The sequence below is a fragment of the Massilia sp. BGA-UO-ETr-WB1 genome, assembly GCF_059567845.1.
Map to the genome: position 1 here is coordinate 191,190 of NZ_JCAQOT010000013.1, position 22,780 is coordinate 213,969.

The following is a 22,780-nucleotide window of genomic DNA, read 5'->3' on the forward strand; positions in this document are numbered from 1 at the left end:
CACGCCCTTTCCTTAAAAATTCTGCAATATTCATGCGCAAGTTCGAACTGGCCGGCATGCGTCGTGTGCGTTCGTCCGTCAACAAGGTGCTGCGGTACCTGGATGACCTGTCCGCGTTCGGCGCTGAAATCCAGATGCTGGACGAGGCCGGAAAAGTGAGCACGAGCATCACTCCGGCCGCCGAGGAGTAGGCTACCGGTAACGCTTCACAGCGGCACCGCCGGCGGCGAAGCGGTGGTTGCGCCCACGTGGAAGCTGCCGTCGAATTGCGGCGTGGGCGCGTCCAGCGCCACGCTGCCCGCCGCGGGGCGCGCCCCCAGGTTGACGGTCCAGCTCTTCGCGCCGCAGGCCGCCGCCGACGGCCCGGTGCAGACCCAGGCGCTGCCGCCGTCCGTGACCACCGTCAGCGACAGCGGCTTCAGGTCGGCCAGCAGATAAGTCATCGATTCAAAATTGGGATTGAAGCGGTTGCCGCGCGTGCGAGTGGCGTGCAAGCCGCCGGTCAGCACCACGAAGGCGCTGCCGCTGTGGCGCGCAATGGCAGCGCGCAGCTGCTGCGCCATGCCGGCTTCCCGCCCTGCCCCGCCGCTGTCATTGGCGATAACGTCCACCGGTGCGCCCGCCGCGCGCATCTTGCGCACCGCTTCCAGCATGCGCAGCATGGCCTGGCTGGAGCGCCCGTCCTGGAAGGGGCGCCGCCAGAACGGCCCGGCCAGCAGCGCCGCCTGCTCGTCCGCCGTGCCGGCGCCGCCCATGAAGGCGTCCAGCCGCGCCTGTTCCTCGGCCGGTATTTCCAGCGCCAGTTTGACCGGCTTGCCGCCCGACGCCGCCGCGCACACATAGCGTGCCAGGAAGGCGGGCACCTGTTCCGTGCCGTGCACTTCGCCCAGCACCACCAGGGGCGCGCCCAGCAGCGGCGCGGGCACGGCTTCGGCTTCGCATGCCGTTTGCGCCGCCACCGGCAGCGCCGCGGCCAGCAGCACTGCAGCCAGACAAATTAAAGACGCAGACATACGCACCGGCTATCCTCATGAAAGTTACTTTATGAACATTAAAATTGCACTGTGGATATAATAGTTTTACAATGCATTTTTTGTAACCAGTAATAATAACCAGGAAATATATACGTATGCTTAAGACTTTCAAGTCCCGCCTCATCGGCGTGCTGTTCGCCTCCGCCGGCCTTTTATCCAGCGCCGCCGCCTCCCCCATCCTCAGTGGCTGGACCCAGGTGGGCCGTTCCGACAACGGCATTTTCAACGGCCAGTGCGACTTGAATCTGTCGGGCAGCTGCACTTTCAGCGACGCCACCGACTTCTGGAAAGCCCTGCCCGGCGCCACCGAGATCCTGTTCATCACCGGCGACCGCAAGACCTGGGGCCTGGCTTCCTATGCGGAGATTTTCGGCCTGGTGCAAGCCCGGGGCCGCAATTTCAATCCTAACCTGCGCTGGCTCAATGCGGGACGCGACGGCGTCGACCTGGGCAGCACCGTTGTCGGCAACGTACTGTCGCGCGCTGGCGCCTACCCTGAAGACCCGTGGATCACGCTGGAAGGCATACATTGCGCGCAGAACTGCAAAGAGATCCTGTGGGGCGAAGCCAGTTATGGCGCAGGCGGCCTGCACGGCGCCCTGAGCATCAGCCACGGCGGCCTGGACGTGTTCGCGCGCGTGGCCAACGCCAACTCGGTGCCGGAACCGGGCACCGTGGCCATCCTGGGCGGCGGCCTGCTGGCGCTGGCGTTAGTACGCCGCCGACGCGCCCAGCGCTCCTAACGCTCCGCCGGCGCTATCGCGGCCAGCTGCGCGGCGAAAGCCGCGTGCGCCGCCGCGTCCACCGGGCGGTGCTTCGGCTCGGTGCGCGCCGGATCGTTGCCCAGGTAATTGTTGTTCTTCCAGTTGCGCGCCGGCCGCACCGGGCGCCGTTCGAAGCCGCCGCCGCAGTTGGGGCACACATTGGCCAGCACGCCCTCGACGCAATCGGCGCAGAAGGTGCATTCGTAGCTGCAAATGCGCGCGTCGGGCGCTGCCGGCGGCAGGTCCTTATCGCAGTGCTCGCAGCCCGGTCTCAGTTCCAGCATGGTTACTCCAGTGGGTGAATGTCCGGCCAGTGTAGCCGTGCTAGACTTGGCATTCATGACATTGAACATTGAAAAACCGCCAAACGCCGTGGCTCCGGCCATGGTCTGGATCATGGTTTTCCCCGACTTCCTGCTGCTGGACGCCACCGGGCCGGCGCAGGTCTTTTCCACCGCCAACGACGGCTGCCGCGACGCAGGCAGTCCGCCGGCCTACGGCGTCGAACTGGTGTCGCTGCACGGCGGGCCGGTGGCGTCCTGCTCCGGCGCGGCCGTGATGACCGCCCCGCTGCCCCCGCCCGCCGCGCTGCAAGGCGCCACGCTGATCGTCTCCGGCGGACGCGGCGTGCGCGCTGCGCTCGCCGAGCCGGCGCTGGTGGACTGGGTGGCGGCGGCCGCGCGCGTGGCGCGGCGCTGCGCCTCGGTCTGCACCGGCGCCTTCCTGCTGGCCGAGGCGGGCCTGCTGGCGGGACGCCGCGCCGTCACGCACTGGCAGGACGTGGACAGCCTGCGGCGCGAATACCCCGCAGTGCAGGTGCAGGACGACGCCATCTACGTCAAGGACGGGCCGGTCTACACGTCGGCCGGCATCACGGCCGGCATCGACCTTTGCCTGAGCCTGGTGGAGGAAGACCTGGGCCGCGCCGCGTCCATCGGCGCCGCCAAGCGGCTGGTGGTGTACCACAAGCGGCCCGGCGGGCAGCGCCAGTTCAGCGCGGAACTGCTGGCGCAGTCCAGCGGCGGCGGCCTGGCGCACCAGCTCACGCAGTGGCTGCGGCCGCGCGCGGCGGAGGAAATCGATGTGGAAAGGATGGCGGAGGCGATGGCGCTGTCGGCGCGCAGCCTGCACCGCCGCCTGCGCGAGGAGACCGGAGCCTCGCCCGCGCAGCTGCTGGCGCGGGTGCGGATGGAAACTGCCTGCCGGCTGCTGGAGTCGGCCGGCTGCAGCGTCAAGCAGGTGGCGCGGCTGTCCGGTTTCGGCACCGAATACAACCTGCGCCGCGCGTTCGCAAAACAGCTGGGCGTACTGCCCAGCGAATACCGCGAACGGTTTGCCTGAGCGGCTTGCTGCTTACTTGCGCGCGCGGCGTTTGCGCGCCAGCGCCAGCAGGCCCATGCCCAGGCCGAACATGGCCAGCGTGCCCGGTTCCGGCACCGCGTTCATGCGCAGCGCCTGGATTTCGGCCTGGCTCAGCGCGGTGTTGTAGATGCGCGCTTCGCTGATGACGGCGTCCAGACCGCCAGGGCCGGAAGCGGCGGCATTGGCGTGGCGGATGCCGAACAGGATCTCGGTGTCGTTGGCGGTCCAGCTGGCGGCGTTATTGGCCAGGTAGCTGCCGATGTTCACACCGTTGCGGTAGCCGGTGATGCGCAGCGAGCCGTTGCCGAAATCCTGGTAGCTGATCGCCATCTGGATCAGGTTGTTGATCGAGTTTTCCGTGTAGCCCGGGTTGAAGGGGTTGTTGCGCCAGCCGTTGCTGCTGCCGTTCATCCAGGTATTGGCCTGGTTTTCGCCGAAGATGATGCCGTCGAAGTTGTCGCTGCCGATCTTGTCGATGGTCATCAGCGAACCGGCGTTGGCGGCGTTGCTCAGCCCGGTCAGCTGGCCCCACACGACCAGCGTCTTGCTGGTGATGGCGGCGCCGTTATAACCGGTGGTGCGTGCCCAGCCCAGTGCGCTGGTGCCGCTGCCGTCGACCGTCAGCTTGCCGTTGGCGATGCTGGCGTTGCCGCGCAGTTGCAGGTTGCCGAAATTGCCGGTCGAGTCGGCCAGCACGTTGCTGCCTTCGAAGGTCCATTGGCCGATCATCGTGGCGTGGCTGGCGCCGGCGGCGAACAGCAGGGGCAGGCAGACGCACAGTTGGGCGAGGCAGCGTTTCAGAGCGGTCATATATTTTTCCATGAAGAATAAGTTATTACCATAAAACAAGCAAATTGCATGCCGCCATGTTTCCCCGGGGGAGCAAGTGCTGGGTGTAAAGTTTTCCGACAGGGAAACTGAATTACCTCAAGGAAAATACGGCTTACGGCGGGAATGGGCGCGCAAACGCTGTAAAATTTCCCGACATGTTAAAATAACATCTTTCCAAGAGAGAACAACCATGAGCCAGCAACAAGAAGACCGCCGTTTCCGCCGCCGCCTGCGCATCCTCGCCGCCATTGCGCTGGTGGGTCTGCTGGCCCTGGCTGGGCGCCTGATCTGGCTGCAGGCGGTGCGCGGCGCGCAAGGCATGCTCTGATGCCGCGCCGTATCAAGGCGCTGTTCGCCGTGCTGGACCCGCAGCTCACGCTGTGCATCGTGCTCCTGCTGGCCACCGGCGTGCTCACCATGTACTCGGCCGGCGCCGACTTCCCCGGCCGCTTCGTCCTGCATCTGCGCAATGTGCTGATCGCGCTGGGCATCATGTGGGCGGTAGCCAGCGTGCCGCCGCCCACGCTGATGCGCTACGCCGCGCCCATCTACGCGGCCGGCGTGCTGTTGCTGCTGGCGGTGTTCATGGTGGGCGAGATCAAGAAGGGTTCACGGCGCTGGCTGTATATCGGCTTCGACATGCAGCCGTCCGAAATGATGAAGATCGCCATGCCGCTGATGCTGGCGTGGTTCTTCCACCAGTACGCCAGCCTGAAGCGCTGGAAGACCTTCGCGGTGGCCGGCGTGCTGCTGCTGATCCCGGCCGCCCTCATCATGAAACAGCCCGACCTCGGCACCGCGCTGCTGGTGCTGGCGGCCGGCGGCTACGTGATCGTGCTGGCCGGCCTGTCGTGGAAAGCCATGGCCGCGCTGGTGGCGGCGGGCGCGGCCAGCATCCCCATCGCCTGGCCGCTGCTGCACGATTACCAGCGCCAGCGCGTGCTGACCCTGCTCGATCCCGAGGCCGACCCGCTGGGCAAAGGCTTCCAGATCAAGCAGGCCGGCATCGCCATCGGCTCGGGCGGGCTGGACGGCAAAGGCTGGCTGCAAGGCACACAGGGCCATCTCGGCTTCGTGCCCGAGCGCACCACCGACTTCATCTTCTCCGTGTACGCCGAGGAATTCGGCCTGCTGGGCATTGCGGTGCTGCTCTCCCTGTACTTCCTGCTGATCGCGCGCGGACTGGCCATCACCGCCGGCGCCACCACGCAGTTCGCGCGCCTGCTGGGCGGCGCCATCACCATGATCTTCTTCACCTACGCCTTCATCAACATCGGCATGGTGAGCGGCGTCGTGCCGGTGGTCGGCGTGCCGCTGCCCTTCATCAGCTACGGCGGCACCGCGCTGATGACGCTGGGCATAGGCGCCGGCATCCTGATGAGCATCCAGCGCCAGCGCAAGCTGGCTTAATTCGGCTTAATTCAGCTGAGGCGGCTGGGCAGACTGCTGCTTCCAGGCTTCGATTTCGAAGCCGCCGGTCCGCGCCGTTGCCCGCCGTGACGAACAGCGCCGCCTTCACGCCATGCTTGTCCAGCGCCGCCAGCATGGCCGCGATAGCCGCAAGTGTAGCGCCCCAGTCCTAGCTCCCCATCCCTCGGCATACCGCCGGTTGAGCAGCGTCAATATCCGGCGCCAGCAGATTGGCTCCTGGGGCAATTGCGGCGGCGGGCGGGGTGTGCAACACTGGGGTGGCCGCCTTGCGGCGCATGGGAAAGATGAGGGAGCGGAATATGTATGACTACGTTATCGTCGGCGCGGGGTCGGCCGGCTGCGTGCTGGCGAACCGGCTGTCTGCCGATCCGGCCGTCAAGGTCTGCCTGCTGGAGGCGGGGGCGCGCGACAGCAGCCCCTTCATCCGCATGCCGATCGGCATACTGTTCCTGATGATGAGCAAGACCCTGAACTGGCGCTACCACACGGAACCGCAGGCGCAGCTGAACGGCCGCCAGCTGTTCTGGCCGCGGGGGAAAACGCTGGGCGGCAGCAGCTCGAGCAACGCCATGATCTACACGCGCGGCCACCGCAGCGATTACGACCACTGGGCCGCGCTCGGCAACCGCGGCTGGAGCTACGCAGACCTGCTGCCCCTATTCAAGCGCTCGCAGCACCACGAGCCGGGCGCCGACGACTACCATGGCAGCGGCGGCCCGCTGAACGTGTGCGCGCAGCGCTCGCCCAATCCCCTCACGCAAGTGTTCCTGGACGCTGGCCTGGCGGCCGGCTATGCGGCCAACGGCGATTTCAACGGCGCCAGCCAGGAAGGCCTGGGCCGCTACCACCTGACGCAAAAGAACGGCGAACGCTGGAGCGTGGCGCGCGCCTATCTGCATCCGGTGCTGCAGCGCCCCAACCTCACCGTCATCACCGGCGCGCACGCCGCCAAGGTGCTGATGGACGGCAAGCGCGCGCGCGGCGTGGCGTATCTGAAGAACGGCCGGCAGCACGAGGCGCTGGCCGCGCGCGAAGTGATCCTGTCCGGCGGCGCCATCAATTCGCCGCAGCTGCTGATGCTGTCCGGCATAGGGCCGAAGGAGGAGCTGGCGCGGCACGGCATCCCGCTGCTGCACGAACTGCCCGGCGTCGGCCAGAACCTGCAGGATCACCTGGACGTGCTGCTGGTGCAGAAAAGCACGCAGCATATTTCGCTCGGCATCTCGTGGCGCAACCTGCTGGCGCAGACGGCGCACACGCTGAACTACCTGTTCCGCCGCCGTGGCCCCTACACCACCAACTCGGCCGAGGGCGGCGGCTTCGTCAAGAGCCGCCCCGAACTGGACGTGCCCGACCTGCAGTTCCACTTCACGCCGGCCACGCTGGACGGCCACGGCCGCACGCTGGCGCACGCCAAGGCCACCATGCTGGGCCACGGCTACGCCCTGCACGTGTGCGACCTGCGTCCAAAAAGCCGGGGCCGCATCGGCCTGCACAGCGCGGACCCGATGGCGCATGCGCTGATCGAACCGAATTACCTGTCGCACCCGGACGACATGGAGAACTTGGTGCGCGGCGTGAAAGCGGCGCGCGCCCTCCTCGCGCAGCCGGCCTTCGATCCCTACCGCGGCGCCGAGATCCAGCCCGGCCCGCAGGTGCAAAGCGACGACCAGATCCGCGACTTCATCCGGCGCAAGGCGGAAACCATTTACCACCCTGTGGGCACGTGCAAAATGGGGCACGACCCCATGGCAGTGGTGGACGACACGCTGGCCGTGCACGGCCTGCAAGGCTTGCGCGTGGCGGACGCGTCCATCATGCCAACCCTCATCGGCGGCAACACCAACGCCCCCACGGTGGCCATTGCCGAAAAGGCAGCGGACATGATACTGGCCGCCGCGCCAGCCCGTGGCGCCCCCTGCGGCGGCACGGCGGATACATTGGAGAAACAATTGGCTGATTGACAGAGGTAAAGGTTTTGCCCACCATCTACTGCTTCGATCCACCAAGCCGGACTTAGCACATGACCTCTACCCGATTGCTCCATCCCCTGACCGCCCTGCTGCTGGCTACCGCCAGCTTCGGCGCGGCGCACACCGCCCAAGCCGCCGACGCTACCGCGCCGGCCGCAGCGGCGACCGTCAGCACCGGCATCGCCGCCAAGCACGCCATCACCCACGAAGACGTGTGGCTGATGAAGCGCGTCGGCGCGCCCGTGCCCAGCCCGGATGGCAAGTGGGCCGTGTTAGCCGTCACCGACACCGCCTACGACAGCAAGGAGCAATGGTCCGACCTGTGGATCAAGTCCCTCGCCGACGACAGCGCGCCGCGCCGCCTGACCTTCTCCAAGGGCGGCGAAGGCGCCCTGAACTGGTCGCCGGACAGCAAGCAGCTGATCTTCGTCGCCAAGCGCGACGGCGACGAGGCAAGCCAGATCTACCGCATCGACGTGGCCGGCGGCGGCGAGGCGCAGCGCCTCACCACCCTGACCCTGGGCGCGCGCTCGCCCAAGTTCAGCCCGGACGGCAAGCAGATCCTGTTCGTCAGCGACATCTTCCCCGGCAACACCGACGAGGAATCGGTCAAGAAAACCTTCAAGGAACGCAAGGACCGCAAATACAGCGCGCGCGCCTACGAAACCTTCCCGCCGCGCTTCTTCGACAAGTGGCTGGACGACAAGCTGGTGCGCCTGTTCGTGATGGACGCGCAGATCGGCGCCAAGCCCAAGGACATCCTGTCCGGCAGCAAGCTGGCGGCCATGCCGGGCTTCGGCGGCGGCCAGGGCGACGAAGGCCAGTCGCTGGACGCGATCTGGGCGCCGGACGGCAAGTCGGTCGTCTTCAGCGCTTCGACCAACCGCGACGAACTGGCGCGCGCCTCGGCCTACACGCAGATCTTCTCGCTGCCAGCCACCGGCGGCGAAGCCACCAGGCTCACGGCGGACAAGCACAGCTACAGCAGCCTGAAGTTCTCGCCGGACGGCAAAACCCTGCTGTGCCTGACGCAAGCCGAAACCGAAGGCAAGGTGTACGACCTGGACCGCCTGGCCAGCTTCTCCTGGCCCATCAACGGCGCGAGTCCGCAGCCGAAAATCCTGGCCGCCGCGCTGGACCGCTCGGTGTCGCGCTTTGCACTGCCGTCGGACGGCAAGCGCATCTACTTCACCTTCGAGCACGCCGGCCTGGAGCAGCTGCATTCGATCGGCTACGCGGGCGGCGAGGTGAAAGCGGAAGCGTCGGCTGCCACCGGCAGCATCAACTCGCTGAACGCGGGCGGCACGGCGCTGGTGGGCGTGTGGGAGTCGGCCATCAACCCTCCCGAGGTGTTTGCTTTCAATGGCAAAGCCCCCAAGCGCCTGACCTCCTTCAACGTGGAGAAAGCCGCCAGCATCGACTGGCAGGCGCCCGAGCACTTCTGGTTCAAGACGCCGGACGGCCGCCAGATCCACAACATGATCGTCAAGCCGGCCAATTTCGACCCGAACAAGAAGTACCCGCTGTTCGCCGTCATCCACGGCGGCGCCGCCAATATGTGGCGCGACCAGTTCGTGCTGCGCTGGAACTACCACCTGCTGGCCAAGCCGGGCTACATCGTGCTGTTGACCGACTACAAGGGTTCCACCGGCTACGGCGAGGAATTCGCCCGCTCGATCCAGTTCGACCCGCTGAAAGGCCCGGGCGAGGAGATCAACCAGGCGGTGGACGAAGCCATCGCCAAGTATAGCTTCATCGACGGCAGCAAGCTGGCCGCCGGCGGCGCCAGCTACGGCGGCCACCTGGCCAACTGGCTGCAGGCCACCACCACGCGCTACAAGGCCATCGTGTCGCACGCCGGCGAGATGGACCTGGTGATGCAATGGGGTACCAGCGACAGCGTGTACGGCCGTGAGGTGAACAGCGGCGGCCCGGTATGGAGCAACCTGCCGGTGTGGCGCGACCAGAGCCCGATCATGCAGGCCGGTAACCACGAGAAAGGCACGGGCTTCAAGACCCCGATCCTGATCACGGTGGGCGAGCTGGACTACCGCGTGCCGGTCAACAATGCGCTGATGAACTTCGCCGCGCAGCAGCGCCTGAACACGCCGAGCAAGCTGGTGGTGTTCCCGGACGAGAACCACTGGGTGCTGAAGGGGGAAAACAGCCGCTACTTCTACAACGAAGTGCACGGCTGGCTGGCGAAGTACCTGAAATAATCAGGATTCGAACTCCTCCAGCTGTTCGATACGGCGCTGCGTCAGCAGCGCCTTCCACGCGTGCGGCGCCACCCCCGGGTAGCGCGCCGCGCCCAGCGCCACCCAGGCGTCGCGGTAGGCCAGCCAGGCGCGCTGCGTGACCGTCACCCCTTCCTTGGTCACCGTGCCATAGCCGAAGCCCCGCTCGCCATCCTTCTGCGGCAGCTGCATCAGGCGCTGGTAGACCTGGTTCAATTTCTTGTCCAGCTGCTGGAACTGCTGCTCGGTATAGCGCGGCAGCTTGCCCTTCTCCGCGTCCTGCAGGTCGTGCGCGAACAGGTCCAGCTCCACGCCGTGCGCCTCGATGGCCAGCGCGCCGCGCAAGGTGCCGGTCATGTCGGTCTCCTGGTCGGCGCGGCGCGACGCGAACTGCTCCAGCGCCTGCTGCAGCCTGGCGGCGGCGGCCTGCTGCGCCGGCTGCCATCCCTTCATCAGCGCGGCCAGCTTGCTGCTGCGCTCCTTGCTGTCCAGCCTTTGCTCGATGGCCGCGCACTGGTTGCCCATGAAACCGCTGGTGATGTCGTCGCACTGGTCGAAGGGCTGGGGCTCGTGGTGCTGCATGCGTTCGTTCAAGTGCGCCACGCGGCCGTCCATTTCGGCCGGCGCGGCCGGCAGCGAGCAGGCGTAGCGCACGGCCAGGTCGTAATTGCGCGACACGCCGTAGCCGTTCGCGTACAGCATCATCAGCACGCTGGCGTCGCTTTCCGCGTAGGCGCAGTGGCGCACCTTTTGCCAGTCGGACGGCGTGGCGCCGGCGCGGGCGCGGGTGTCGTAATACAGGTTTTCGGCGCCGCACTGGCGCAGGCCATGCAGGGAACCGGGCGGCGGCAGCTCGCGCGCGGGCGGCTGCACATGCTGCACGCTCAGGCACTGGCGGTACCAGGCGGCGTTGCGGTCGGCCACGCTGCCCATGGCGGAGGTGTTCGGATAATCGGCTTGCGCAGCCGCCAGCGCGGGCAGCAGCAGGCTGGCTGCCGCGAAGAAACCGGACCGGCTCATGTATGCATCTCCACCACGTCTCCAGTACTGTTGTTGTTCCCCACAGTATAGTGACGAAACAGCCACAGCACCACGCCGATTCGCTGTGGCAAAAAAGTTACAAAAATATATACTACTTCCCTAGGAGCAAGTTACAATAAGTGCAAGTTCACTAACCCGGGAATCTCAATGAAACAGCTGTACGCTGCCTTGTTCGTGATTTTTGCCGGCGCCGCCCACGGCGCGGAAACCGATCCGCAGCAGAAATCGCCGTGCGCGCAGCCGAACTTTCCCGTCCGCTCCACCACGCTGGAAAGCGTGCGCCTGGTGGAAAAAGCCCTGCGCGAGTGGCGCGCCTGTTTCCGCCTGAGCGCCGCCCAGCGCCAGGGCGTGGACGACATGGTGGCTTCCGCGCACGACTACCAGGTGGTCAAGGCGCGGCATGAAGCATGGGTGAAGGCGACCGTGGCGCAAAGCAACGGCCAGCCCTACGGCAAGCTGGCAGCCAACCGCGTGGAACGCGATTTCTGGGAAAACCTGATGGCGGACCGCAGCTACCCGGCAGCCAAGCACGCCCGCCAGGCCGAGGCGGCGCTGCACCAGGTGTCGGGCTCGAACTGATTTCCTTGCACTACGCGGCGGCCTTGACCGGCGCCGCAGCAGCGGCAGCCTGCTGCCGCCGTATCGCCAGCACCAGCAGCGCCGCCGCCAGGCAGGCCGCGCCGGCCGCGAACAGCGCCGGGTTGTAGGTGAACCACAAGGTACGCACCCGCCCCGCGCCGTAAGCCGCCACCGCCGCGCCCAGCTGGTGGCCGGCAAACACCCACCCGAACACCATGCCCGCGCGCTCCTTGCCGAAAGTGGCGCCAACCAGCTTGACGGTGGGCGGTACGGTGGCGATCCAGTCCAGGCCATAGAACATGGCGAACAGCGACAGCCCGTACAGGGTGAATTCCGAATACGGCAGCCACAGCAGCGACAGGCCGCGCAGGCCGTAATACCAGAACAGCAGCTTGCGGTTGTCGTAGCGGTCCGACAGCCAGCCCGAGCCGATGGTGCCGATCAGGTCGAACGCCCCCATCATGGCCAGCACCGACGCGGCCGGCACGGCCGACAGGCCGGCGTCGCCGCACAGCGAAATGAAGTGCGTCTGGATCAGGCCGTTGGTGCTCAGGCCGCAGATGAAGAAGGTGCCGAACAGGATCCAGAAGCTGCGGTTGCCGGACACGCTGCGCAGCACGGCGAACGGCGTGCCGAAGGTGATTTTCATCGGCGCGGGCGCCGGCGCGGCAGCGGCGGCTGCCGGGTCCATGCCGAACGGCAGCAGGCCCACGTCGGACGGCCGGTTGCGCATCAGGAAGAACGCCGCCACGGCCACCAGCGAACAGGCGAAGAACACCGGCAGCAGCGCCATGCGCCAGCCATAGCGTTCTATCAGCCAGGCGCCCAGCGGCAGGAACACCAGCTGGCCGGTGGCCGAGCTGGCCGTCAGCAGGCCGATGATGAGGCCGCGCCGCGTTTCAAACCAGCGGTTGGCCACCACCGCGCTCAGCACCAGCGCCGTCATGCCCGAGCCCACGCCCAGCATCACGCCCCACAGCGCCACCAGGTGCCAGAACTCGCTCATGCGGGTGGCCAGCACCAGGCCGGCGGCCACCAGGCCCAGCGCCGTCACAACCACGTTGCGCAGGCCGAAGCGCTCCATCAGGATGGCGGCGAACGGCCCCATCAGGCCGAACAGCGCGAAGCGCACCGCCAGCGCGGACGAAATCTGGTCCACGTCCCAGCCGAACTCCTTGCTGAGCGGCTGCAGCAGCGCCCCCGGCAGGCCGAGCGCGGCCGATGAGGTCAGTGCGGTAAGGAAAGTGAGGGCGACGATGACCCAGGAGTAGTGCCAGCCACGGCGCGCGAGCCAGGCGGAGAGGGGGTGAGCGAACATAAGCGGCCTCGGGGAATGTTAATCAATGCTGCATTCCACAGGATTTTAAATTACGATCATAATTTAAGCAAGCAAAGAAAAGCCCGCGCGGACGCGGGCCGGGCGAACGGGACGGCCCGGCGGGCCTGTCCCGGCGCCGTTTATTTATTTGGTGCTTTTCACCTGGATGGAGCTTTTCACTTCGCTCACACCCTTCACGCCGCGAGCCAGTTGCACGGCCTTGTCGGCCTCCGCCTTGGAAGGCACAAAGCCGCTCAGCATGACCACGCCCTTCACGGTTTCCACGTGCACGTCCATGGCTTTCACGCCGGGATCGGCAGCCAGGTCGGCTTTCACCTTGGTGGTAATGACGGTGTCGCTGACAGCGTCGCCGGCGGCGGCAGTGGCGCTGCGGGTGGTGTCGGCAGCCGTGGTGGTGGTGGCGGCGGTGCGGTCACGCATATTGTCGGTGGTGGCGGCGGTGCGGTCGCGCATGGTGTCGGTGGCGGCGGCGGTGCGCTCGGCTACGGTAGGCGTAGGATCGGCGCGGCGGGCGTCGGCAATGGCCGTATCCTTGGCAGCCTTGGCGTCATGCTTGCAAGCGCTCTTGGCGTTGCCGGTCATGTCGTCGCATTTTTCCTTGGCCAGTTCATACTCGGCATCGGCCACATCTTCGCGGGCCTTGCGGATTTCCTTGGCGTCGGATTTGTGCTGGGCCACAGCGTCGGCTTCGGCTTTGGCCCTGGCCACTTTCGCCTCTTCCTGGCAGATGTCCTTGGCATTGGCCTTCAGGCTGCTGCATTGCGCCTTGGCGGCTTTGTACTCAGCGGCGGCCTTGTCCTTCATGGCCTTGTAGGCAACCGGATCGTTGTCGGCCACGGCATAGCCACTGCTGATGGCGCCTGCCAGTGCAAGGATTACGAGTTTGTTCATGATAAGTCCCCCTAAGTGATGGTTAGCGTAGTGATTAAACGCCTGTGGCGAAATCCACTCTGTACGCTAACCAACACAAGACTCATCAAATCGGCGGGAGCCGATACAGCCTACTCCGTGGCTTGCAAGCCCTGCTTCCACAAGGAACGGGCTTGCTCGAACGGCGTGGCGCCGTCCGCGAAGGCGGCGCCATGGGACGCCAGCGCCAGCCAGGCCTCGGTATCATGCGACACGTGATTATCCGGCTGCGCCGCGCGCACCTGCTGCAGCCAATTGTAGACCTGCGCATACTGGCCGGGATGGCTGCGCTGCGTCCATGCCAGCGCCACCAGGTCGGCAAAGCCTTCTTCGCGGCGGGTGTCGCGCAGTTCCTGGGTCAGTTTCCGGATTTCGGGGGGCTGGGCCGCGTCCGCCGTGCGCTCCTGGAAGCCGCTCGGCACCGAGTGCCAGGCGCCCTGCGCGTAGCGCCAGCAATGCGCCACTTCGTGCGCCGTCATGGCCTCTATCATCAGCGCGCGCTGCGCGGCCGGAACGGTCTGCAACACGTCTTCCGCAGCGGGGTTGCCGCGCATGGTCAGCACCAGTTTGCAGCGGCCGCCGTCGAAGCCCATGGCCAGCGGCACCGCACCCGGCTGGGCTTGCGGCTGCACGATGATGTCGATGGGCAGCTGCTGTTGCTTGGCGTAAGCCAGCACGGAAGCGCCGGCTTGCAGCCAGCGCGATTCCACGTCGGTGAGCTGCGCCGCCGAAACGAAAGCCGGCAAGGACAGCAGCGCGGCGGACAAAATTGGCAAGATGACTTTAGGCATGTTTTACCCCTCGGAGAGGTAATAATACATGCCACAAGTCAACTCGTAACAGCTGTTACAAAATATTTGATTGGCGAAATCGCATATTTGCCAAACAAAAAATTGTCGCTTTTTTAAAACTCTTCCCAGCTGTCATCCGGGCCGGCGCTGGCGGCGGCTTTCTTGGGGGCAGGCTTTGCATCAGGCTTAGCCGCCGGCAGCGCGGCGGCGCGCCGGGCGGGCGCGGCACGGCCGGCCAATGGGCTGACGCTGGCTGCGAGGCGCGCGGCCGGCATGGCGGACATGGCCGGCAGCCGGGACTCGTCCAGCTTGAAGATGCTCACCACCTGCGACAGATTGCCCGCCTGGTCCTGCAGCGACGCGGCGGCGGCGGCGGCCTGCTCCACCAGCGCGGCGTTCTGCTGCACCACCTGGTCCATCTTGCCGACCGCCTCGTTCACCTGCTCGATGCCCGAGGTCTGCTCCGCGCTGGCGGTGGAGATCTCGCCCATGATGTCGGTGACGCGCTTGACGCTATTGACGATGTCCTGCATCGTCGCGCCGGCCTGGTCCACCAGCTTGGCGCCGGCGTCCACTTTTTCCACCGAATCGTCGATCAGGCTCTTGATCTCTTTGGCCGCGCCGGCCGACCGCTGCGCCAGGTTGCGCACCTCGGTGGCCACCACCGCGAAGCCCCTGCCCTGCTCGCCCGCGCGCGCCGCCTCGACGGCCGCGTTCAGCGCCAGGATGTTGGTCTGGAAGGCGATGCTGTCGATCACCCCGATGATGTCCACGATCTTCTTGGACGACTCGTTGATCGAGGCCATGGTGTGCACCACTTCATTCACCACCGCACCGCCCTTCACCGCCACCTCGGAGGCCGACAGCGCCAGCTGGTTGGCCTGGTAGGCGTGGTCGGAGTTCTGCTTGACGGTGCCGGTGAGCTGCTCCATCGACGAGGCGGTTTCCTCGATGTTGGCGGCCTGCTGCTCGGTGCGGCTGGACAGGTCCATATTGCCGGCCGCGATCTCGCGCGAATTGGTGGCGATGGTCTGCGTGCCCGCGCGCACCTGGCTGACAATGTTCACCAGGCTGTCGCGCATGCCCCGCATGGCGTGCAGCAAGCTGCTGCTGTCGCCCGGCTTGGTGTCGATCTGCACCGCCAGGTTGCCCGACGCGATGCAGGCCACGATGGAGGCCGCATATTCAGGCTCGCCGCCCAGCTGGCGCAGCAGGCCGCGGCTGATGAACCACGCCGCCGCCACGCCCACGCCGATGGCGATCAGGCACAGCACCACCATGAACACGAAGAAGCTGCGCGCCACGCTGGTGGCGCTGTTGGCCTGCTCCATGCTCATTTTTTCTTCCAGGTCGATCAGCTTGTTGACCGACGCCAGCCACTCGACGAAAGCCGGCGCGGCCTGCTGCTGCAGCAGCGCGGTCGCTTCCGGCAGCTGGTCCGCCGCGCGCAGCGCGATCACCTTGGCGATCAGCGGCTGGGCCTTGGCCTCGCTGGCCTTGATGCCTTCCAGCGCGCTCTTCTCTTCCGGCGTGACGCCCTTGCCGGCCGCGATGATCTGGTCCAGCGGCGCGGCCGATTTGGCGTAGTGGTCGGCCAGCGTCTTGATCTGCTCGATGTGCGGCGCGGCCGCGCCGGCATCGGCCGCCAGCACCACGTCGCGCAGCGCGATGGAGCGGTCATGCACGCTGCCGCGGAAATTGATCGCGTAGCGCTGCTTGACGTTGTTCACGTCGCTGATATTGGTGAGGATGGTGTCGATCTTCTGCACCCGGTTAATGCCGAGCGCGGTGACGATGATGAGGAGGAGGAAAACCAGGCCGAAGCCGGTGGCCAGGCGGGTGCTGATTTTAGTGCTTTCAATGTCCATGTTGGTGTCCCGGTTCCTGTTATTGACTATTGGAAATAATAGGAAAATTTAACACGGACGGGACATTTCTGCTTGCCGACTAAGAGAGAGGCTGCGGCGGGTCAAACCCTGCCAGACCCGCCGCAGCGCCGCCTTATTTTTTCAGCAAGGCTTTGGCCGTGCTGAAGGCCGGGCGGATGTCGTTCGGCACCGCCTTCATCTTGTCCAGCGCCTGCTGCACCTCGGGGCGGATCACCACGTACTTGGTCATCATGTCCTTGGCGCGGGCGTAGTCGCCGGTGGCCTCGATGGTCAGGAACTCGCGGTCCAGGTCCAGCACCGCCTGCTTGATCTTCTTGAAGTCCACCGAGAAGATGCCGTCGCCGTGCGACACGAAGCCGCCCTTGTCCAGCAGGTAGTTCACCTGGATCGCCATGCCGCGCGCGTGGGAGCTGGCCAGGCCGAAATGCAGCGTGCGGAAGGCCGAGGCCAGGAAGGTGGTGTGCAGCTTGCGCTCGGCCGCCTCGCCCTGGCCCAGGGAGTTTTTCAGCTGGCCCTTGTCCATCATGTGCATCAGCGCGTACAGGCCGGTGATGTCGGCCTTGGCTTCCTCGATGGTGGAGTAGGTTTCCTTCAAGTCCTGGCGCGGCGTGGAGGCCACGCCGTTCACCTTGGTGGCGTGCGGTCCCAGGCCGTGCATGATTTCATGCGCCAGGATGTGGGTGAAGAAGGAATCGAAATCCACGTCCTTCTGGTCGGCCGGCTTCAGCACCAGCTTCGAGATCGGCGTCAGCGTGGACTTGAACTTCGCCTCCTGGACATTCTTCAGCATCACGCGCTTGGAACCGCGCTGGCTGATGATGCGCTCGTCGTTCGGCAGGTTGTACGCGGCGGTCTGCACGCCCATATTGCCGTCGCCTGCGCCGTAGACCTGGTTCACCACCACCATGGGCGCCAGCGCGCCGACTTTCGGATTGCGGTACTGCGGGTCCAGCGGCAGGTTGTCCTCCAGCTCCTGCATGTGCTGCGCGAAGAAGTTCAGCTTCTCGGTTTCCTTCTGGTCGCGGATGCTCACATAGGCTTCGAACGCGGCCTTGTAGCCGAACAGCTCGTCGTTATAGGTCTCGTACGGGCCGATGGTGACATCGACCGGCGAATCCAGGTCCATCCACGCGAAGTCCGACGCCAGGTAGTCGTTGGACAGGAAAGCGTCCGCGCGCAAGGTGAGGAATTTTTTCAGCGACGCGTTATCGGTGGCGGCGGCGGCCTCGCGCAGCAGCGCGGCCAGCTTCTCCAGCTCCGGCTTGTATTCCTCAGAATACTTCACGGTTTTAAAATGGCCGGCCGCGTCGGCGCGGATGGTGGTGAAGAACCACTGCGCCTGCTCCTTGTCCGCTCCAGACAGGCTGTTGATCCACGCCTCGATGGCCGCCTTGCCGGCGCCGGACGGATAGAAGTTGGCGCCTTCCGGCTTCTTCTGCGGCACCTTGATGCCGGCCACCTCGGCCGGCAGGAAGGACACGTTGCCATCCAGGATGGACCACGGCCCCTTGTTCAGCCAGAAGTAGTCCAGCCGCGCCTTGCCCAGCGGCGACCTATCCTTCTGCAGCGCGGACCACAGCGCCTCGTTGCCCTCCCAGCGCTGGCGCAGTTGCAGCACGTCGACGATCCTGGCCGCCTCGATCAGCTTGACGATGGCCTTCCGGTCGCCGGGCGACAGCTTCGAGGCATCGGCCTTCAGCTCGACCGGCGCGAAACGCCTGGCCATCTTGTTCAGTTCATCGACGCTCGCGGGCGCTGCGGTGGCAGCGCCCGCGAAGGCCAGCACCAGAGGAATCAGGATATTTTTCATGGGTCTTAACGATGGTTGATCGGAAAGCGCCCATGGTATAACCGATCACCAGACCTTGTACACCTGCCCGGTCTGCGCGCCCTCCACGCTGCGGCTGTAGGCCAGCGCCGCGCGGCTGGCGGGCACGGTTTCGAAGCCGCGGAAGAAGGGCCCGTAGCTGTCCAGCGACTCGGTCAGCAAGGTCGGGCTGACCACGTTGATGCGCAGGCCGCGCGGCAGCTCGATGGCCGCACCGCGCGCATAGCCCTCCACCGCCGAATTGACCATGCTGGCGCTGACGCCGTTGCGGATAGGCTGGTCCGCCACGATGCCGCTGGTGAGCGTGATGGAACCGCCGTCGCTGAGGAACTCCTGCGCCACCTGCGCCACGTTCACCTGTCCCATCAGCTTGCTGTCCAGGCCCACGCGGAACTGCTCCGGCGTGAACCCGGCCAGCGGCGCGAAGGCCAGGTTGCCGGCCGCCACCACCACCGCATCCACCTTGCCGATTTTTTCAAACACGGCCCGCACTTGCGCGATATCGGCGATATCCGCCTGGTACTGGCCGCTGCTGCTGCCCACGGCCACGATCTCGTGGCGCAGGCCAAGCTGCTCCACCACGGCCTTGCCCACGGTACCGGTTGCGCCGATGACGATGATTTTCATGCTGTTCTCCTGTTGGTTAAGTGCAGCCAGTATGGCTTCCTTCACCGCAGGAATAAATGCACTAGAATGAACAACATTACTAACTCCGGGTTCGGAATATGGACAAACTGCGCAGCATGGAAGTGTTCGTGGCGGCGGTGGACCGGGGCAGCTTCACGGCTGCAGCCGAAGCGTTCGGCATCTCGCCCGTGATGGTGGGCAAGCACATCCGCGCCCTGGAAGAACGGCTCGGCGCCGCCCTGCTCGCGCGCACCACGCGGCGCCAGAGCCTGACCGAGATCGGCCGCCAGTATGCCGAGCAGTGCCGCGCCATCCTGGCCCAGATCAGCGCTGCCGAATCGGGCGCCGAAGCGATGCGCGCCGCCCCTCGCGGCAAGCTGAAGATCACCGCGCCGGTATCGTTCGGCAGCGAATGGGTCAGTCCCGCCATGACGGAATACCTGGCGCTGCATCCGGAAGTGAGCCTGGAACTGAACCTGAACGACCGCATGGCCGACATCGTGGAAGAAGGCTACGACGCGGCCATCCGCATCGGCGTGCTGGAAGACTCGGGCTTGGTGGCGCGCGCGCTGCGGCCCTATGGCATGCTGATCTGCGCCTCGCCGGCCTACCTGGCGCGGGCCGGCACGCCGCGCACGCCGGAAGACCTGGCGCAGCACGAATGCCTGGACTTCATGCAATGGACGCACCAGGTCCGCTGGCGGCTGAAGGACCAGCCCGGCGCCAGCAAGGTGCGCGAAAGCCGCTTCCGCTCCAACAACGGCCACGCGCTGCGGGTGGCCGCGCTGCACGGCTTCGGCATCGTGATGCAGGCCGAAATCATGCTGGCGCAGGACATCGCCGCCGGACGGCTGGTGCCGGTGCTGCACGACTACGTCCCGGCGGCGCGCCCCATGCACCTCGTGTACTCGCGCGACCGCCAACCCACGCCCAAGCTCACCACCTTCATCGACTTCATGCTGTCCCGCTTCGGCCCCGTAATCAATAAGCCGAACTGAGCCGCATTCGGGGTCTGACCCCGAATGCGGCTCAGCTTGCCTGGCTTGCTTGGCCTGATTGGCTTGCTTAGCGGGAGGCGACGGTGGCGAGGGCGCCTTGGGGCTGCCAGCCGGCGCCGAGGGCGCGGGCGACGGCGACCGTGGCGAGCAGGCGCTGGGTGTTGATTTGCGCGGCGGCGCGGTCGGCGGCCAGCGAACTGCGCTGGGCGTCGGTGACGTCGAGATAGGTCGAGACGCCGCGCTCGTAGCGGGCGCGCGCCACCAGGTAGGCGCGCGCGGCCGCTTCGCGCGATTGCGCCTGCACCAGCTCCTGCTTCTGCTTTTGCTGCACGTCCGATAACGCGTCTTCCACTTCGCGCAGCGCCGTCAGCAACTTGCCTTCGTGGTTGGCCAACGCTTCTTCGTAGCGCGCTTTGGCCAGCGCCAGGTTGGCGCGGTTGCGGCCGCCGTCGAAGATCGGCAGCGACAACGCCAACGGGCCGATGCTGAACTGGCGCGAGCCGCCCTTGGCGATCTCGCTCAGGCTCTCGGAGGCGAAGCCGAAGTTGCCCGTCAGGCTGATGGACGGGTAGAACGCGCCTTCGGCCACGCCGATCTGCGCATTGGCGGCGCGCAGCGTGGCGACGCTGCCCGCCAGGTCGGGACGCTGCGACAGCAAACTGGCCGGCAGCCCGACCGGTATCGCCGGCGGCTGCGGCAGGCTGGCCACGGCGGCGGCGGGCAGCTGCATGGCCGACGGCGAGGCGCCCGTCAGCGTGGCCAGGCTGTGTTCCAGCGTGTTGCGCTGGCGTTGCACTTCCTGCAGGTCCGCTTCGGCGTTGGCGCGCTCGATGCGGGCGCGCGAGGTGTCCAGCTCATTCGACAGCCCGGCGTCGAAGCGCGCGTTGACCAGTTGTTCCGTTTCGCGGCGGCTGTCCAGCGCGCCGTTCAGGATGGCGATCTCGGTGTCCAGCCCGCGCAGCTGCCAGTAGGTGGTGGCCACTTGGGAGGACAACAGCAGCAGCACGCCGTCGCGGTCCGCCTCGGCGGCCAGCGCTTGCGCATCGGCCGCTTCGACCATGCGCCGCACGCGGCCCAGCAGGTCCACTTCGTAGGACATGGAGGCGCCCAGCGAGTAGTTGTTGCCGTGGATCGAGCGGTTGCCCAGCGCGATGCCCTGCGAGGTGTTGGCCGAGGTGCGCGTGTTCGACACGCCGCCGTTCACGCTCAGCGAGGGCGATTCGCTGGCGCGCGCCAGCCCCAGTTGCGCCTGCGCCTGCAGCAGGCGCTGCGCGGCGGCTTTCACGCTGGGGTTGTCGCGCAGCGCGCTTTGTTCCAGGCGGTTCAGCGTGTCGTCGCCGTAGATGGTCCACCATTGCGCGGGCAGGCGCGCGGCGCCCTGCCCGTCCGCCGGGGCGTGGCGGAAGCCGGCGTCGGCCACGTTCTTCGGCGCGCTGAAATCGGAACCCACGGTGCTGCAGCCTGCCAGCGCCAGCCCAACGGCTGCGGCCAGCGTGATCTTGTTGAATGAACTGAACATATCGTTTATACCTTTTAAATTAATGCGCGCCGCCGCCACCGCCGGGGGACTTGACCTTGTCGGACATCCACAGCACCGGTATGCAGGCCAGCAGGATCGCGGCGACGATGAAGAAGCCGTCGTTGTAGGCCATCACATAGGATTCGCGCCGCACGATGCCGTCGATCGCCTTCAGCGCCTGGTCGGCCGCCATGGACGCCTCGTAGCCCTTGCCGATAAAGGACTGCGTGAGCGCGGCGATGCGCTCCTGCACGGCCGGCGCGAAGGAGTTGATGGCTTCGCCCAGACGCTGCGAGTGGAAGTGCTCGCGCTGCGACAGCGAGGTGGCCAGCAGCGCGATGCCGATCGAGCCGCCCAGGTTGCGCGTCATGTTGAACAGGCTCGATGCGGAGGCCACGTCCTTCTGCGGGATGCCTTGCATGGCGAAGTTCGACAGGGTCAGCATCACGAAGGGCTGGCCCAGCGCGCGCACCACTTGCGACGCCAGCAGCTGGTCGTAGCCGGTGGTGGCGTCCATGTAGGCGTTCATCAGGCAGGACAGGCCGAACAGCAGCAGCCCGAACGAGCACAGGATGCGGTTGTCCACCTTGCCCGACAGCTTGGCCACGAAAGGCATGATGAACAGCTGCGGCAGGCCGGCCCACATGATGACTTCGCCGATCTGCATCGGCGAGTAGCCGGCGATCTGGCCCAGGTACAGCGGCAGCAGGAAGGACGAGCCGTACAGCGCCATGCCGAACACGCCCGACAGCGCGGTGGCCACCAGGAAGTTGCGCTGGCCGTACAGGGCCAGGTTGACGAACGGGCTGGCGCGCGTGGCGCTGGTGACCACCCAGCCCAGCAAGCCCACCAGCGCCAGCGAGGCGAAGGCGATGATGAAGCCGGAGTCGAACCAGTCCTTGCTGTTGCCCTCTTCCAGGAAGATGGTCAGGCAGCCCAGGCCCAGCGCCATGAAGCCGATGCCGATCCAGTCGGTCTTGAGCAGGTCGCCCCACTTGGTCTTTTCCGAATCCAGGCCATAGGCGATGCCGGCGATGAGCAGCAGCCCGGGCACCCAGTTGATGTAGAAGATGGACGGCCAGCCGTAGATCTCGCTCAGGTAGCCGCCCAGCGTGGGGCCCATGGAGGGCGCCAGCGTGGCGGTCAGGCCGAAGATGGCCATGCCGGCGGCGCGCTTGGACGGCGGCAGCTTGAGCATCACCAGCGTGAACGCCATGGGGATCAGCGCGCCGCCGGTGAAGCCCTGCGCCATGCGGAACACGATCATGCTTTCCAGGTTCCAGGCCGCGCCGCACAGGGTGGAAAACAGCAGGAACAGGGCGGTGGTGCCCATCATGTAGGTGCGGGCGCCGAACACGCGGGTGAACAGCGCGGTCATCGGGATGACGATGATCTCGGCCACCAGGTAGGCGGTGGAGATCCACGAGCCCTCTTCCTGGGTGGCCGACAGGCTGCCGAGGATGTCCTTCAGCGAGGCGTTGGTGATCTGGATGTCCAGCACCGCCATGAAGGCGCCCAGCATGCCGGCGCCGACGGCGATCCAGGTGCGCAGGTCGACCTTCTGGCCGTTCTGCGGCAGCGCCGGGGCTTGGTTGACGGTGTTGATAGAGGTGCTGCTCATGGCAGGC

The 22,780-nt window shown here is 66.2% G+C and carries 21 protein-coding genes; 9 read left to right on the top strand and 12 right to left on the bottom strand.

All coding sequences use genetic code 11. The features are described 5' to 3' along the window. The first annotated feature begins 32 nt into the window (after positions 1-32). Complete coding sequence (locus AC56DV_RS02300; RefSeq protein WP_496312682.1) at positions 33-191, top strand: hypothetical protein; 159 nt, start codon at positions 33-35, stop codon at positions 189-191. Positions 192-206: 15 nt separating this feature from the next. Here the strand turns inward: AC56DV_RS02300 and AC56DV_RS02305 are convergent, their stop codons facing one another. Continuing rightward, the gene (locus tag AC56DV_RS02305) at positions 207-1,013 is read right to left on the bottom strand and encodes a TraB/GumN family protein (RefSeq protein WP_496312683.1); all 807 of its coding nucleotides are present in this window, start codon (positions 1,011-1,013) and stop codon (positions 207-209) included. A gap of 116 nt (positions 1,014-1,129) precedes the next feature. Here AC56DV_RS02305 and AC56DV_RS02310 point away from each other — a divergent pair, with 116 nt between their 5' ends. Further along, positions 1,130-1,777 carry a PEP-CTERM sorting domain-containing protein gene (locus tag AC56DV_RS02310; protein ID WP_496312684.1) on the top strand — a complete coding sequence of 216 codons (648 nt, stop codon included), beginning with the start codon at positions 1,130-1,132 and terminating at the stop codon, positions 1,775-1,777. Here the strand turns inward: AC56DV_RS02310 and AC56DV_RS02315 are convergent. Continuing rightward, positions 1,774-2,082: a DUF1272 domain-containing protein gene (locus tag AC56DV_RS02315; RefSeq protein ID WP_496312685.1), complete on the bottom strand. Its 309-nt coding sequence runs from the start codon at positions 2,080-2,082 to the stop codon at positions 1,774-1,776. The genes AC56DV_RS02310 and AC56DV_RS02315 overlap by 4 nt on opposite strands. A gap of 112 nt (positions 2,083-2,194) precedes the next feature. Here AC56DV_RS02315 and AC56DV_RS02320 point away from each other — a divergent pair, with 112 nt between their 5' ends. Continuing rightward, entirely contained in the window at positions 2,195-3,139 is a 945-nt protein-coding gene (locus AC56DV_RS02320; protein WP_496312686.1) for a GlxA family transcriptional regulator, read from the top strand. Positions 3,140-3,151: 12 nt separating this feature from the next. On the opposite strand, the gene AC56DV_RS02325 is transcribed toward AC56DV_RS02320, so the two are convergent. Next, positions 3,152-3,970: a LamG-like jellyroll fold domain-containing protein gene (locus AC56DV_RS02325; protein ID WP_496312687.1), complete on the bottom strand. Its 819-nt coding sequence runs from the start codon at positions 3,968-3,970 to the stop codon at positions 3,152-3,154. Between the two features lie 211 nt (positions 3,971-4,181). Between AC56DV_RS02325 and AC56DV_RS02330 the strand changes: the two genes are divergently transcribed. The 4 genes from AC56DV_RS02330 to AC56DV_RS02345 all read left to right on the top strand — a co-directional run bounded on the left by AC56DV_RS02330 (position 4,182) and on the right by AC56DV_RS02345 (position 9,614). After that, positions 4,182-4,319 (top strand): hypothetical protein, encoded by a 138-nt coding sequence (locus tag AC56DV_RS02330; protein WP_496312688.1) that lies wholly within the window; start codon positions 4,182-4,184, stop codon positions 4,317-4,319. Then, a complete protein-coding gene (gene rodA / locus AC56DV_RS02335; RefSeq protein WP_496312689.1) occupies positions 4,319-5,401 on the top strand; it encodes a rod shape-determining protein RodA in 1,083 nt (360 codons plus the stop codon). Before AC56DV_RS02330 ends, rodA begins: the two co-directional genes overlap by 1 nt. A gap of 320 nt (positions 5,402-5,721) precedes the next feature. Then, positions 5,722-7,386 (top strand): GMC family oxidoreductase, encoded by a 1,665-nt coding sequence (locus AC56DV_RS02340; RefSeq protein ID WP_496312690.1) that lies wholly within the window; start codon positions 5,722-5,724, stop codon positions 7,384-7,386. Between the two features lie 59 nt (positions 7,387-7,445). Further along, on the top strand, positions 7,446-9,614 hold the full coding sequence (locus AC56DV_RS02345; RefSeq protein WP_496312691.1) for a dipeptidyl-peptidase 5: 2,169 nt from the start codon (positions 7,446-7,448) through the stop codon (positions 9,612-9,614). On the opposite strand, the gene AC56DV_RS02350 is transcribed toward AC56DV_RS02345, so the two are convergent. Continuing rightward, positions 9,615-10,652 (bottom strand): lysozyme inhibitor LprI family protein, encoded by a 1,038-nt coding sequence (locus AC56DV_RS02350; RefSeq protein WP_496312692.1) that lies wholly within the window; start codon positions 10,650-10,652, stop codon positions 9,615-9,617. 168 nt (positions 10,653-10,820) lie between these two features. Here AC56DV_RS02350 and AC56DV_RS02355 point away from each other — a divergent pair, with 168 nt between their 5' ends. Further along, positions 10,821-11,252, top strand: a complete 432-nt coding sequence (locus AC56DV_RS02355) for a hypothetical protein (protein ID WP_496312693.1) — start codon at positions 10,821-10,823, stop codon at positions 11,250-11,252. Between the two features lie 10 nt (positions 11,253-11,262). Here AC56DV_RS02355 and AC56DV_RS02360 read toward each other — a convergent pair whose 3' ends face one another. The 6 genes from AC56DV_RS02360 to AC56DV_RS02385 form a co-directional block, all read right to left on the bottom strand. Beyond that, positions 11,263-12,570: an MFS transporter gene (locus AC56DV_RS02360; RefSeq protein ID WP_496312694.1), complete on the bottom strand. Its 1,308-nt coding sequence runs from the start codon at positions 12,568-12,570 to the stop codon at positions 11,263-11,265. Positions 12,571-12,714: 144 nt separating this feature from the next. Next, positions 12,715-13,482 carry a BON domain-containing protein gene (locus tag AC56DV_RS02365; RefSeq protein ID WP_496312695.1) on the bottom strand — a complete coding sequence of 256 codons (768 nt, stop codon included), beginning with the start codon at positions 13,480-13,482 and terminating at the stop codon, positions 12,715-12,717. Positions 13,483-13,592: 110 nt separating this feature from the next. Beyond that, positions 13,593-14,291 (bottom strand): hypothetical protein, encoded by a 699-nt coding sequence (locus tag AC56DV_RS02370; RefSeq protein ID WP_496312696.1) that lies wholly within the window; start codon positions 14,289-14,291, stop codon positions 13,593-13,595. 113 nt (positions 14,292-14,404) lie between these two features. Continuing rightward, positions 14,405-16,159, bottom strand: a complete 1,755-nt coding sequence (locus AC56DV_RS02375; RefSeq protein WP_496312697.1) for a methyl-accepting chemotaxis protein — start codon at positions 16,157-16,159, stop codon at positions 14,405-14,407. Positions 16,160-16,292: 133 nt separating this feature from the next. Next, complete coding sequence (locus AC56DV_RS02380) at positions 16,293-17,990, bottom strand: dipeptidyl-peptidase 3 family protein (protein WP_496312698.1); 1,698 nt, start codon at positions 17,988-17,990, stop codon at positions 16,293-16,295. Between the two features lie 45 nt (positions 17,991-18,035). After that, positions 18,036-18,635: a short chain dehydrogenase gene (locus AC56DV_RS02385; protein WP_496312699.1), complete on the bottom strand. Its 600-nt coding sequence runs from the start codon at positions 18,633-18,635 to the stop codon at positions 18,036-18,038. Between the two features lie 98 nt (positions 18,636-18,733). Here AC56DV_RS02385 and AC56DV_RS02390 point away from each other — a divergent pair, with 98 nt between their 5' ends. Further along, positions 18,734-19,633, top strand: a complete 900-nt coding sequence (locus AC56DV_RS02390) for a LysR family transcriptional regulator (protein ID WP_496312700.1) — start codon at positions 18,734-18,736, stop codon at positions 19,631-19,633. A gap of 67 nt (positions 19,634-19,700) precedes the next feature. Here the strand turns inward: AC56DV_RS02390 and AC56DV_RS02395 are convergent, their stop codons facing one another. Both AC56DV_RS02395 and AC56DV_RS02400 read right to left on the bottom strand, forming a co-directional pair. Further along, positions 19,701-21,152, bottom strand: a complete 1,452-nt coding sequence (locus AC56DV_RS02395; RefSeq protein WP_496312701.1) for an efflux transporter outer membrane subunit — start codon at positions 21,150-21,152, stop codon at positions 19,701-19,703. Positions 21,153-21,171: 19 nt separating this feature from the next. Continuing rightward, positions 21,172-22,773, bottom strand: coding sequence for a DHA2 family efflux MFS transporter permease subunit (locus AC56DV_RS02400; protein ID WP_496312702.1), 1,602 nt, complete (start codon positions 22,771-22,773; stop codon positions 21,172-21,174). Positions 22,774-22,780 lie beyond the last annotated feature (7 nt).